Genomic DNA, 14,488 nt, shown 5'->3' with positions numbered 1-14,488 from the left:
TAATAAAAAGAATGAACCTTATATAACTGGAGGGGATTAACATAGCAAAGTATTTATACAAATTAGGAAACTGGTCTTTTAGGCATCGAAAGAAAGTATTCTTTAGTACTTTGGGGATTCTTATCATTCTAGCGGTTCTTACTTTTAAGTTAGGTACGTCATTTAACGAAGAAATGACAATTCCTAATACTCCCGCTGATCAAGCAGGAAAAGTAATTAGTAAAGAATTCAATGTAGATGAAAATCCTAAAGCCAAAATACAAATAGTGTTTAAAGCACCTAAAAGCGATACATTAGAATCAGAAAAGGTAATGAATGAAATTACTAATACCTTAGCTGATATTAAGAAACAGGATTCTTCTGTAGACACCGTAATGTCTCCATTTCAATTAAACAATGTTAGCTTAAATAAGAAAATTGGGTATGCAGAAGTTACGTACAAGGTATCGCCAGAAAAGGTGACTAGTTCTTCTAAAGACAAAATAGTAGATCGTATTAGTAAAACAAATGATAAAGGCATTCAAACAGAGGTAAGAGGAGATAATATTTCTTTCTCAGAATCAATGAACAAATTTGCTGAGATTGCCGGTATTGTAATGGCATTCCTTATCTTAGCTATAACGTTTGCTTCCTTCATAGCAGCGGGATTACCTATTCTTACGGCCATTATTGGCTTAGGCATTGGTTTGTTAGTCATTTTAATTGGAACTAATTTTATTAACATCCAGTCTGTTTCAATGACATTAGCCGCTATGTTAGGGCTAGCTGTAGGCATTGATTACTCTCTATTTATTATTACAAGATTTAGACAACAGCTATCTAAAGGATCTTCTGTTCAAGAATCTGTAGCCATCGCAACCGGAACTGCAGGTAGCGCAGTCGTATTTGCCGGTTTAACCGTTATTATTGGTCTTTTAGGATTAGCTGTTACAAAGATACCTTTCTTAACAATGATGGGTATATCGGCAGCTGTGAGCATTCTAACGGCGGTGTTAGTATCCATTGTTGTCTTGCCATCTATATTAGGAATAATCGGACACAAAATTGCACCTGCCAAAAAGAAAGTTTCTAATAAAGAGAAGCGTGAAGAAAACCCAGTAATATTTATAGCTACTATAATAATCATTGGTATGATAGGGTTTGCTCTAACAAAGACTTCACTCTTTGCGGAAATCGGTGTTTCATCTTCTCTAAATATGATTTTAAAGGACGTATTTGTAGCTATCGTTGTCTTACCGGTTTTATTTTCACTATTTAAATACACCCGCTCTTCATTAAAGAAACAAAACGCTACCAAGGATAAAATTAAAGAAAAAGATGACTCGAATGCTTGGGGAAGAATGGTTACTAAGCATCCGTTTATCGTTTCGTTTGTATCAATTGCATTACTAGTTGTTATTGCGCTTCCGTTCTTTCATATGAATCTTGGATTGCCTACAGAAGGCACTTCGAAGTCTACAGAGACAACCGAGAGAAGAGCATACGACCTACTGACAGAAGGATATGGAGAAGGTATTCATTCTTCTTTAGTGGTAGTAGCAAGAACAAGTAAACCTACTGATAAAACCCCTAATGCTTTGAATAGCATTACACAAGACCTTCAAAAGCTATCGAATGTTAAGATGGTTACTCCAGCTATCCCTGGTCCTTCAGGAAAAGTATATATGATTAACGTGGTTCCAAACTCTGGGCCCGATGACATAAAAACAAAGAAACTTGTTAAATTAATTCGCAATAAATCAAGTCAAACTGAAAAAGAAAGCGACATTGAATTAATGGTAACGGGCACAACAGCAATGAATATTGATATCTCTCAGAAGTTAAATGACGCTCTGCCTATATTTGCTTCACTAATTGTAGGATTAGCTTATATTCTACTGGTGTTAGTATTTAGATCCATCTTACTTCCTCTAAAAGCGGTTTTAGGGTTCTTGCTATCCCTAGGAGCCACACTTGGGTTTGTAGTGTTCGTCATTCAAGATGGTCATCTCCTTAACCTATTTGGCTTTCCGGCTTCAAGTTCTATACTGGCGTTCTTACCGGTCATCTTAATTGGAATTCTATTCGGACTAGCAATGGACTACGAGATCTTCTTAGTAAGTAAAATGCGAGAAGTATACGTTTGTACAGGTGACCCCCGAAAAGCAATTTTAGATGGTATACGGGATAGTGGAAAAGTCGTTACTGCTGCAGGTCTAATTATGATGTCTGTTTTCATTGGCTTTATGATGACACCAGATGCAATGATTAAAGCAATGGGAATGGCGTTAGCATTTGGTGTGTTATTTGACGCATTTGTAGTTAGACTTACTATTGTTCCCGCTATAATGACATTAATGGGTAAGTCAGCTTGGTATTTACCAAAATGGCTTGATAAACTTCTACCTAATATAGATGTAGAGGGAGAAAGTATAATTGAAGAACAGAATGAAAAACAAAATAAGTCGTTGAAAGATGCAAAAAAATAAATTAAAGAAAAACCACTGTCCTTTATTAAGGTAGTGGTTTTTTCTCTAAAAGCGTCCTTAAAGCTTTGTTAAGTCCTATTAGTTACTTCAACTACCATTATCTGCTAAAATGTATATATGTTATATATTTTATAATATTGAAAAATTATACACGAAAGCATACAGGAGGGAGAATGTTGACGACAATCTTAATCTTAATAGGAAGCATTTTTGCTTGTATTGCTGTTGGTTATATAGGAGAGGCGCAAAAAAGGAAAAAGGACGAGTAATTATAATAATGATTGGAGTTACATTATGCTTATGAATAAGAGTTACAACCATTTGAGTGAATTATGCTATAAGTATCAGCAAGATAAATTATATGGTGAAGAAGTTCCTCATTCCATTCTATTAAAATCGCAAAAAAGGTTTAACCTTTTAACAGAAGAAAAAGCAATAGCTTATTTGGATACCACAATATTAGGCTCAGGAAAGAACGGCATTTATTTTACGGATTATGGAATTAGATACCGTAGTTTAGGCGGCAAGCCTGGGAGTATAAGTTGGGAAGACTTTGCAAATGTAAATGATATAAGTGTCTATAACAATGTGGAAGTTAATTTTGATCACGAAAAAGTTTTTTTGTTAGGTGGAGGTTCTAATTATCCCGCTACGTTATTTATAGAGCTATTAGTAGTTATAAGAGATTACTTAAGAGAACATTCAGTCGAGTTACTTCTTAAAGCGTATTCTCTTCCTTCTTATACAACAACTAACGAAATAAAAAACACTTGTACTCTATTTGAAAAATACGATAAGGCATTTGAAATTAATAACGGTTTAGTAGTAGGAGGACATATTTCCGAAAAAACGAATGAAAAGCTGAGAGAGCATTTTAATTTACGACCGGATAACCATATTATCGCGTTTCTATCTACATTCTCTCTAAAAAAAATGGACGGAATCATTATTTCTGAAGAAGGCATCTATTTTAAGGAGACTTTTGTTTCCTTGTATTATCCTTGGTATGTATTCCGGAACTTGCCTCTTCATTTATCTTTAGATGAGTTAATTATAGGGAAAAATAACATCTTTCACTTAACACACTGCAATATGGATAACTCCGAAGTGTTGCTCTTTTTAAGAAACCTACAACAGTGTGCTCACTTAATGCACAAAGACTTTGCAACAAGTTTGAATGATGGCTAAATGTATTTATAGTAAAAAACACAAAATAAATCCTATATTTAGTTTAAATGTATTTACCATATTTGAGAAATAGTATAGAATAGAACAAACGTTCCTATTTTTGTGTATGACGTTACAGGAATAGTTAAAATTACATAAGTATTATAAGGAGTGTTGTTAATGAGTTCTTTAGAGGAAAACAAAGAAGCGCGAGACCAAAAAGCGGTTGAGTTATTTAGACTTATTAGAAGTGAAAAAGATACCGAAAAGATAAAAAAGTATTTAGATGAATTAGAAGAACATCTTGAATTAGAAGATAGTCAAACAGAACATACGAAATAATTTATAACATATAGATTTAAAATAAAATAATTAAGCCGCTTATCAAATACGATATAGCGGTTTTTTTAGTGCCTTAAAATACTTAGAAATAGAGTTTTATTGTTTAAAGAGGATCTGTATTTTAAAAACAATGAAAATATTTCAATATTTAAGAAAATAAGGAACTTTTGACTCCTGTTCTCGTATATACATTTAGGAGGGGATGTAATTGTTAAACTTTTTTAAGAAAAAGAAGATAGTTATCAGGCTTAATACAAGATATTACAATTTAACTGACCTAAAAAAAGCCTTGGTAAAGCACTTTGGAGAAGAAGGGAAAAGTTGCGAAATAATTGACCAGCATACAATAGAAGTTGACGGTCAAAAATACACAGTATTTGAAAAAACAATCAGTATGTTCGGCGTACCTACACAAAGAGTGGTTCTAAAGGAAGTATAAAAAAATATGTAGTTTACATAAATTTTTGGAGGTGAGAGTCTTACTAGAGTAAGACATTTATTTGGACATAGTTAACTTGTTATTAATAGCAGCACTTATTGGTTTAACCGGCTTCTTTGTAGCCACTGAATTTGCTATTGTTAAAGTTCGGAGTTCTCGAATTGATCAACTTGTAGCGGAAGGAAAAAAAGGTGCCGCTTCCGCTAAGAAAGTTATTTCTCATCTTGACGAGTATCTATCTGCGTGTCAGTTAGGTATTACTGTAACTGCAATGGGATTAGGAGTGTTAGGTGAGCCCACGGTAGAACGATTATTACATCCTATTTTTGTAGAATTTAACCTAAATCAATCCCTTACTCACTTTCTATCTTTTGGTATTGCATTTATTGTAATGACGTATCTTCACGTTGTCATAGGAGAACTAGCACCTAAAACCTTTGCTATACAAAAAGCAGAAGCTGTGACACTGTTATTTGCTCCTGCAATTATTTTATTTTATAAGGTGATGTATCCCTTCATATGGGTGCTAAATGGATCTGCACGTCTATTAGTTGGATTATTTGGACTAAAACCTGCGTCCGAACACGAATTAGCCCATTCAGAAGAAGAACTGCGTCTTCTCTTATCAGAGTGTTATAAGAGCGGTGCGATTAATCAAAGCGAATTAAACTATGTAAACAACATCTTTGAATTTGACGAGCGGTTATCTAAAGAAATTATGGTTCCTCGAACAGAGATGTTAATTATCTCAGAAAACGACACAATTAAGTCGTTTTTAGAAGTAGCGGTAGTAGAGAAATACACCCGCTACCCAGTAACAATTGGTGCGGATAAAGACCGGATAGTGGGTTTTATTAATACAAAAGAAGTCTTAAGCGATAAAGTCTTTACTAACAACCTAAACAAGGACTTAGTTCACGATTATGTAATGCCGGTTATTCAAGTTATTGAAACAACTCCTATTAATCAGTTATTAAAACGAATGCAACAAGAACAGATTCATATGGCCATCTTATTAGATGAATACGGTGGAACGGCAGGCTTAGTAACAGTTGAAGATATTTTAGAGGAGATTGTTGGTGAGATACAGGATGAGTTTGATGCAGATGAAGTGCTTGATGTTCAAAAAGTTCGCGATAACCACTACATTTTTAACGGCCGTATCTTGCTAGAGGAAATAAATACTATGTTAGGCACTGACATTAGCAATGAAGGCATAGACACTCTAGGTGGATGGATTTTGTCTCAAAAGATTAATACCCAGGTCAACGAATCGTTTTTCTATGGTGACTTTGAATTTAGTGTAAAAGAACTTAAAGGACGGCATATCCAAACAATTGAAGCAGTACGTAGAGAATTATTGACAGTAACTAAATAATATACCCTGATCTTGCAGCATTAGAATATTTATCTCTTTTGCTGTTTTTTATTGTTTTTTTCTGAATAAGATAAATACTTTATAATTCCTAAATCATAGCAAGCTTTTTATCTATTTCAACTGTGGAATCCACTAAAAAAATAGAATGGCTATATTAATAAAAAATGAAAAGCTTTCTCACATAAACAAAGGATATTCTTTACTTTAAAAGTTAAAATAGGTATTTACGATAAGTGTTGGAAGGTTTAGAGTATTTATTGGAGTATCTAATAAATACTTTTTTTATGAAAAATTTTTATAAGTAACTAAATAGATATACTTACCGTTCAAGTTTTACATAATATTGCCTTGCTATTATATACGAATAAAAGGGCAACTAGGAGCAGAAGGAATATGGAGATTTGTTTTTATTGGATTGATAAATTTGCTGCAATAGAAGGACAAGGATATAACTTTGGAAGTCAACTAACATTTGAGTATAAAAATAAAACGTTGTTTATTGATGAAAACAGCCAATATATTGAAGGGTTCTTTAATTTGAATAACAGCAATTTAATTAAAAATGTTACAGCGATTTGTGGAGAAAACGGGGTTGGTAAAAGTACCTTTTTAAGAGCCCTTAAAGGACTGTTGAGAGATAACGGTTTATTGGTTAGAGTACTTCAAAAAGAGAAAGATAAGTTTAAATACCCTAATCGCATACTGGTCCTAAAGTCAAAAGGTAAGTATAAAATAATGTACCATAAGGATTTATTCTCAACTGATGATGTGAAATTTGCGAGCGGAGAAATAAAAACCAAGTATGTAGGTGCTATTGAGTTTATTCCCTACGGCGATGGAGTAAATAATATGCATAAATTTAGCGATCACTTTTGGAGAGTAAATGAATCAGAAATTCTTTCTAATACTTCCGCTATATATTTTTCACATTCTTTTGACCATAATCTATATAGCGACTTTACTCAAATGAATAGGGGTTATTTTGATATCTCTACAAAAGGAATACTAAATAAACTTAAAAAAGAATTAACACCCCATAGCCCCTTTGGTTTAGCAACCAATCAACCAAATCATTTAAATTTTAATGATCAACGTTTTGATATAGGTATATTAAAAGAGTTTTATATATCAGAAACCAAAGAAAGAATAAAACTACTAAAAGATAAAAGATGTATTAATACCATCTTAGAACTTGGCATCTTTCCAAAAACCGTTGAACTAAATTTGGATTATATTATATATAGATTTGATAACAGAGAAGCTGTAGACAATGAAGAATCATCTGCACTTCTAAGGTCTGAAGGATTTAGGGGAAATCTTAATAAAATTGAAATTTACATTTATGACTATATAGAAACGCTAGACAAAGATAAGCTTTTAGAGGGGTTAACTCGTGATTCACAAGTAGTATTTCAAACCTATTTAAGACGAATTATAGACTCTTATTTTATAGATGTAGAACGGTTTCTTTTCTTTAAACTAAGTAACATAAAATCGAAACTTAACAAAATTGAAGAAAATGAGTATAAAGGTTTAAACATATTAGGATTGTTAAATTACTTTAAGGAAAGAATTATAGAGCTTTACGACAAAGAAAATTTTAATTTTAATAAACTGGATTTCGAAAACCTAACAGAAAGTTATAAGGAATTTGTAAAATTGATTATTAAAATGCTACTAAGTCCACACCCCCTAATAAAATTCAAAAATAACTATACAGTACTAGCTAAAACAGGAAACGATGGTGGCAGACACATATTAGATAAAAATATAAAAACTATTGAGATAAGCATAGGATCAAACTCACAGACTATAAACTTTGATGCATTGGAGTTGCTAAGAGATTTTTTAGAAGTGTACGACTCACTTGACACTAATAATAATTTTATAAAGGTTGAATGGGGAAATATTAGCACGGGAGAGGATACATTATTAAATATTTATTCCAGATTTTTTAATGTAAAACCTTTAGTCGAAAAACGAGGTTCAAAACATTCTAACGATAATGTAATAATTCTTTTAGATGAAATTGAACACTCCTTACACCCAGAGTGGCAAAGAACTCTCCTTTATAAGCTTATTAGTTTCTTACCTTATGTATTCTCTAGCAGTAAGTCTATACAAATAATATTGGCAACCAATGTCCCTTTTTTAATAGCGGATATTCCTACCTCTAATGTTATTTACCTAGAACGTTTTAAACAAAAAAAAGTAAATCCGGAAACCGGAAAGGTTCATTTTGAAAACAAATTAGGAGTTAGTGAAAAACCAAGCCTTTCAAGTCAAACATTTGCGGCCAATATTCATAGTTTGTTAATGAATAATTTCTTTATGAGTTCAACTTTAGGTCAGCTTTCTGAAACAAAAATTACAGACCTAATAGAAAATTTAAATAGCGTTGGTAGTACAAGTGAAAATGCTATTAAAGAAAGAAAAACTTATACGCCAGATGAAATCAAAGCGACAATTGAAGTTATAGGAGAACCAATTATAAAAAACAAACTTAAATCAATGTATTCAAGTAAGTATAGAGACGATAAGAAGAATACAGAGATAGTTCAGTTAATAGATAAGTTTCAGCAAACACAAAAAGAAATTCCTGATAATGTTAAAGATCTTTTAGAAAAAATATTAAGGAAGACAAAAAATGATAAAAATTAATTTAGCAAACGAAGAGGAACTGCGCCAAAAACACTTAGACAATTTAAAACCAGAAGTACAAAAGAAATTAGAAGAGAAAATTGCTCTTGAGCAGGACAGTAATTTGGGCAATTTCCTAAAGTTTTTAAATGAAGAGATAGACGTTCTACTTTGCGGAACCCCATCTGAGCTTATAAGCAAAATAAAATACATTGAAGAAAATTACTTTATCTCAGAAAAGAAGATGACTACTATTCTTAGTAGACGAGAATCGGCACAAAAATTGAAGAAAGATGAAAAGTTTACGCTTCTCACTAAATTCGCACAAGAGGAACACCTTTTTAACCACCTATCAGAGGGCGCCTTTTTTACTGTTAAACAATTTGAGGAAGAGGTTAACTCACTACACAAGGAAGGGGGAAAATGGGGCAGTTATCTTGAAACCCTCAAAGAAATATTTAATTATAATGCTTTTAGTGAGAATAAAGATGGTTGGGGTGCCTATCAACTTGTAACAGACTTAGATATTAGTGTTTGTCCATACTGTAATAGGTCTTATATAACCACCTTATTAAGGGTAGAAGACGATGATAAGCAAACACGTCCTGAACTTGATCACTATTATCCTAAGTCAAGATACCCTTATCTAGCATTATCTTTTTATAATTTAATTCCGTCTTGCAGTACTTGTAACGGGAGCTTTAAAGGCGTAGTCGATTTTTATGAAGAAAATGCAATTCATCCTTATCAAGAGGAATTTTTGGGTGCAGCGACATTTAAAACAGACTTTAATAAAAAAGAGCCGTATGATTATAGATATCTTTTAGGCCTATCAAAAGATTTTAAAATCATATTAGACATAAATACAAAGAATGAAGACTTAAAAGGGAAAATAAATAAAACGATTTACACTTTTGGCTTGGACAGGTTATACAATACGCATCAAGACTTTGTAAGAGACTTAATTAGAAATGGTATTGTAAACAATAAAAGTAGAATAGACGAAATCTACGATAAGTTCGGAGATCTGTTTAATAATCGAGATGAAGTACTGCAGAGTGTATTTTTAAATTACGTAAATGATCAAGATTTAGGAAAGAGACCCCTAGCTAAACTTACTCAAGATATTTGCAAAGAACTAGGTCTGTTAGAGACCCAAATAGATAAAGATAGTTAATTAACAAGAACTCGTTAACATTTGTAAAACGAGTTCTTTTATAACACACAGTTAAAATTTTATCTATTGCTTGCGATTACTTCACTTTAAGGCGTAAGCAATAACATACGTTAGAGGAGAATAAAGAATGGAAATTTGTTATTACTGGTTGGATGAATACAGAGACACTATTAAAGGACAAGGTTACAACTTCGGAAGTGAATTAATCTTTAATTTTGATCCACTTAGAATGAATTTAGTAATTAAGGAAAATAAATTTTATGTAAATGGTTTGTTTAATATAGAAAAAAACAATCAAATTACAAATGTAACCGCTGTCGTTGGAAAAAACGGTGTTGGAAAAAGCACGTTTTTAAAAGCTTTAAGAGGCCTAATTTATGAAGGCGGAATTCTTGGGAAACGTATAAAAGATAAGGTCGAGTATCGTACTAAAAGAATTTTGGTCATTAAACATCAGGATGTTTACAAAATTATATATCATCAGGACTTGTTATCTCTTGGTAATGATTCAATAAGTTTTGAGGGAAATCAACTAGAAGAAAAATTCAAGTTTGAATTTATTAGCCACGGTATTAGCGAAGAAAGTATGCACAAATTTAGTCACGATTTACACAGAGTAAACGGTACAGAGGTGCTAGAGCATACCTCTTGTGTGTTTTTCTCTCATACCTTTAATGTTGATTTTAATCAGGACTCTACCGTTAAAAAACAAAAGTATTTTGATATTTCAACTAAAGGCATCCTTACTGAAATTGACACCGAAATGAAACTTAAGCCAACCTTTAGCATCAAGAATCCAAACCAGTTAACAAATAAAGATTTGCGTTTTAACGTAGGGATTTTAAACGAATATTATATTTCAGAGTTAAAAAATCGAATAAATTTATTAAATGATGTTCGAAGTAAAGAAATTATAGAAAAGCACGGTTTTTTTCCAAAAAGTGTTTTTTTAAATTTGGACTACATTCTTTATAAGAACAATAACTTTGATTTTTTTAACATAAAGAAGTCGGAGCTATTGAGATTTGAAAAAGATAGAACTACCTGTAATAAAATAGAAAGACTTGTTTATAATGAACTTGATTCAATACCTGTAAATCGAAATATTAAAAACTTAGCCAAACAAACATATTTAACTAGAATTCTAGATGCTTATTTTGACGATGTAGAGCGTTTTATAGCGGTATCAAAGAGATACGAGTTCTTAACAGAGACAATTAATGCTATGGAAGATAGTGAACTAGAAGGAAAAGGTTTGCTTGATTTACTGGAAGCATTTAATAAAATAACAATTGATACCTTAAGAGATGCTAGCTCCCCAGAATTAAAACAATTTAACCTAAAGTTTAACGAGTTCCAGTTTAGAACATTGACTGAAAGTTACGTTAACTTTATTAGATATTTTACTGAGAATGTAATGACTCAAAGCTCAACATTCCATCTCCGAAGAGGGAGCGTTAAATTGTCAAAAGAAAAGTCTGACAAAGAAACGTCTATAATCGAACAGGAAACAGCAATTATAGAGGTGCCATTAGATTCTGAAGGAATGGACTTTCTTCAACAATTTGTAGATCAATACGGTAAGATTGATACAGGTACAGATTTTATAAAGATACAGTGGGAAGGTCTTAGTAGCGGGGAAGATACGCTGTTGGGAATATATTCTCGTTTTTTCAGCATATCAAAAGAAGATTTGGGAGATAATCTTGTAATTCTCTTAGATGAGATCGAACATTCTTTGCATCCTGAATGGCAACGAATACTTATTAACAACCTTTTAGAATACCTTCCATATGTTTATTCTAAATGTAAGTCCATACAAATCGTTTTAGCAACCAATGTTCCATTTTTAATAGCAGATATCCCTACTCAAAATATAATTTATTTAGAAAGAAAACAATTGGATGGTGTAGAAGAAAAAGTACCTACTAATAAAGAAATTTTCACTCAAACGTTCGCTGCCAATATCCACAGCTTGTTAATGAATAACTTCTTTATGGATTCTACAATTGGACAATTCTCCGAAAGGAAAATAAGAGACATAATTAATATGTTAAATTCAGATTCTGAAGAAGCAACAATACATTCTCAACAAGAGATACAAAGGATAATTCAAATTATTGGTGAGCCTATTATAAGAAATAAACTACAAGATATGTACAATAAAAAGTTTAACAAAAGGAAAAGCGAAGAGAAAGTAAGGTCACTAATAGAAAATTTTAGAGAGGCTGGAGATTATAGCGTTGAAAAAGTTAATTCTTTATTAAGCGAAATACAGCATAACTCAAAAAAATAGTAGTACATTGCCATTAACAGATACTACTAAAAGCATAAACATTATGTATTTAAAGCAGCTATAAAAAGCCAATGGATTAACAGCCATTGGCTTTTTATATACAAAACCACCTCATTTAAATAAATAAGGTGGTTAGGGACATTGCTATTTTTTTATTAGCCTATTCAATTTATAACAACGCTTTTTTACAGTCAACATAGGATTACTTCTATTACAGAGAAAAAATAACAAATGCATAAAATAAAAGGAATTATATTCCATAAAATTAATACGTAAAAGAAGGGAACTTTTCTATAAGGTAGCAAAGACATCGGAAACAAAACTTACAGTTCTCTAATTTATAAGAGAAAGAGGTGAATGCAATGACTAATTCTACTACAACAGAATGCCCGCAATGCAAAAGCACAGAACTAGGTTTAGGAAAACAAGGTGGCCACGCAAACGTACACCCTGCTAACAAATTGAGTATTGGAACAGAGGTCGAACATAAGGTTTGCACAAACTGCGGTTTACTTATTGAAAGTTACGTAAAAAACCCACAAAAATTTAAGAATACACTCTAATAGCAGACTGTTTTTTATTTGTGTTTATTATTAAAAATGTTTTTATCAAACTAGATAAGAGCATTTTTTGTTTTTTTCTCTAAAAAACTTTATTTGATTTAAACTTTTAAAAATCATAAAGCCTAAGGAGAGAAAAATAATGAATAACATCTTATTAGAAACAGCAATAACTGCAAATCGTAATTTCTTAAAATATGCAACAGGGAAAATTGTTCTAAACCCTAGCTATCCGCAAGAATTAAAGAAAGCCAAAAAAATTAAAGAAGAAATTAATCTACTATTTACCGAAATAACCAATCAAGGTTTTGTAGATGGTGACTTTTGGGATGCTGCTGAGAAAGAATTAGCTGAGGGAGGTTACACCAAAAATATTGTTGAAGATAATTTTGTAGAGCTCTTATCTTTAGCTATTGGTAACATTGTTGGAGATGACTATGATGAAGTATTGTACAACTTCTACACTTATATAGTTGGGACAGTTTATGAAAAGGAAAGTGAAACAGACAATAAAGCGAACAATACACCCTTCCTAAACGAAAATAGTCAAATTCAACCTGAACCTATGAGCATTAGCTTTAATCGTTTAATTACTGAAGAAAGCACAGCTAGCATTTACTTAAATATAGTGCGCCCAGAAGAAAAAGTTAAAGATCTTTATTATGTATACGATGTAGCAGATGTTGTCTATGATTTAGAATCTAATTTTAAAAATGTAGGTGTTTTAGATGATAAAAATAAGACAAATAATGTGCTAAGCGATAAACAAATTAAACAGATATTGGATTATATTAAAGAAAAACAGTTAGTACAAAGTTTATCTATGCGAATCGACAAACAGAAAAGACTAATTAAGTTTTCAGAAAAACATATTAAACAAGAATGTTATTGTGACAAAGAAATACCCTGTATTGGCGCAATTTATTTAAAGCACAGTTGGATGAAAAATAGAATCCTTGATATGTGGGATAAATTAGAGGTTGAAGGAGTAGTTCAAACCCTATAAGACAATTAATAAACCGAAAACCGTAAAGAACTAAATATTCTTTATGGTTTCTTTTTTTTACAAAATAGTACCAAACTAAAACTCTGCTAATTACATAATAACTACGCGAAGATATTTATGCTAGCCGCTCAACTATAATTTGTTATAACCAAGCACTATTAACACTAACTATATGTTTTAAGTTATTTACACCGTTTGAAACTCTTTTGTCTTTTAAACGTCTTATTTATTGTAGTACTAGGCAGTATGGAGGTGGTTTATAAGTGCACAAAAAGCAAAAAAATAAATTATGGTTTATCTTATATGCGCTATTTTTAGGTGGAGCAACAGCCATTCTTTCTGTTATATCTGACAATCTCCAGTTTATATATTTGGATGGCCCCATAACAACACCGCGGTTTATCATTTCATATCTTGCAATTATGTTTGATTCGTTACCAATATGGTTTCTCCTAGCTATGATAACAGGACGTATATTTGGAAAAAACATAAAAAGCGCCGCTACTTACAGCACTATATATACTCTAATAGCAATTACTATTTACTTTGTGATTGGCAGCAGTTATAGCGGTGGCCCAAATATCCTTGCTTTGGGTTTAAAAAGCTTAGCCTACGTATTAATAACTTGGTACGGCGCTTCTGTACTTGGAGGGATTTTAGGAGGTATTACAGGTTTTGTCTTTAGAAGTAAACCCTATGTATTATTAATCTTTCCGGCAGGAGTAATCTTGCAGCTATGTATCAACGGCACACGCGCTTGGGTAGATACAATTGGCATAGCTCAAAGTACAACTAATTGTTTAATGTTAGCTATAAGTCTTTGGTATTTTTATATTCTAAATAAGAAAAAAGTGAATTCAAATTAATTCTATAATCTTTTACCTTTAATCATTAAACAGATCCTCGTTCTTATCTTTAGAATGAGGGTTTTATTGTTGAGAGACTGTTTATGCGGTAGGGAGCACATATTTATAGTTTAAGAAGGATACATTACCCTTTTTACGGAATGTTTATT

General features: G+C 31.9%; 11 protein-coding genes. All 11 read left to right on the top strand.

Features of this window, described 5'->3' with window-relative positions; genetic code table 11:
- The first annotated feature begins 41 nt into the window (after positions 1 to 41).
- The 11 genes from WKH56_RS08555 (at position 42) to WKH56_RS08505 (ending at position 14,339) form a co-directional block, all read left to right on the top strand.
- A complete protein-coding gene (locus tag WKH56_RS08555) occupies positions 42 to 2,468 on the top strand; it encodes an MMPL family transporter (RefSeq protein ID WP_481861960.1) in 2,427 nt (808 codons plus the stop codon).
- A gap of 321 nt (positions 2,469 to 2,789) precedes the next feature.
- A complete protein-coding gene (locus tag WKH56_RS08550; RefSeq protein WP_342835281.1) occupies positions 2,790 to 3,656 on the top strand; it encodes a hypothetical protein in 867 nt (288 codons plus the stop codon).
- Positions 3,657 to 3,815: 159 nt separating this feature from the next.
- Positions 3,816 to 3,977, top strand: a complete 162-nt coding sequence (locus WKH56_RS08545) for a hypothetical protein (protein ID WP_316911236.1) — start codon at positions 3,816 to 3,818, stop codon at positions 3,975 to 3,977.
- Positions 3,978 to 4,185: 208 nt separating this feature from the next.
- Positions 4,186 to 4,416, top strand: coding sequence for a hypothetical protein (locus WKH56_RS08540; protein ID WP_316911237.1), 231 nt, complete (start codon positions 4,186 to 4,188; stop codon positions 4,414 to 4,416).
- 61 nt (positions 4,417 to 4,477) lie between these two features.
- A complete protein-coding gene (locus WKH56_RS08535) occupies positions 4,478 to 5,794 on the top strand; it encodes a hemolysin family protein (protein ID WP_342835280.1) in 1,317 nt (438 codons plus the stop codon).
- Positions 5,795 to 6,187: 393 nt separating this feature from the next.
- On the top strand, positions 6,188 to 8,455 hold the full coding sequence (locus WKH56_RS08530) for an AAA family ATPase (RefSeq protein ID WP_342835279.1): 2,268 nt from the start codon (positions 6,188 to 6,190) through the stop codon (positions 8,453 to 8,455).
- On the top strand, positions 8,442 to 9,611 hold the full coding sequence (locus tag WKH56_RS08525) for an HNH endonuclease (RefSeq protein WP_342835278.1): 1,170 nt from the start codon (positions 8,442 to 8,444) through the stop codon (positions 9,609 to 9,611). The genes WKH56_RS08530 and WKH56_RS08525 overlap by 14 nt, the downstream gene beginning before the upstream one ends.
- 127 nt (positions 9,612 to 9,738) lie before the next feature.
- Complete coding sequence (locus tag WKH56_RS08520) at positions 9,739 to 11,907, top strand: AAA family ATPase (protein WP_342835277.1); 2,169 nt, start codon at positions 9,739 to 9,741, stop codon at positions 11,905 to 11,907.
- Positions 11,908 to 12,269: 362 nt separating this feature from the next.
- Positions 12,270 to 12,470, top strand: a complete 201-nt coding sequence (locus tag WKH56_RS08515) for a transcription initiation factor TFIIIB (RefSeq protein WP_098433035.1) — start codon at positions 12,270 to 12,272, stop codon at positions 12,468 to 12,470.
- A 139-nt stretch (positions 12,471 to 12,609) separates the two neighbouring features.
- Positions 12,610 to 13,473, top strand: coding sequence for a hypothetical protein (locus WKH56_RS08510; RefSeq protein WP_342835275.1), 864 nt, complete (start codon positions 12,610 to 12,612; stop codon positions 13,471 to 13,473).
- 263 nt (positions 13,474 to 13,736) lie between these two features.
- Positions 13,737 to 14,339, top strand: coding sequence for a hypothetical protein (locus tag WKH56_RS08505; RefSeq protein ID WP_342835274.1), 603 nt, complete (start codon positions 13,737 to 13,739; stop codon positions 14,337 to 14,339).
- The last annotated feature ends 149 nt before the right edge of the window (positions 14,340 to 14,488 follow it).

The sequence above is a fragment of the Priestia sp. SB1 genome (genome assembly GCF_038898415.1).
Note: the sequence above shows the minus strand (reverse complement) of the source record. Positions and strands in the feature narration are given on the sequence as shown.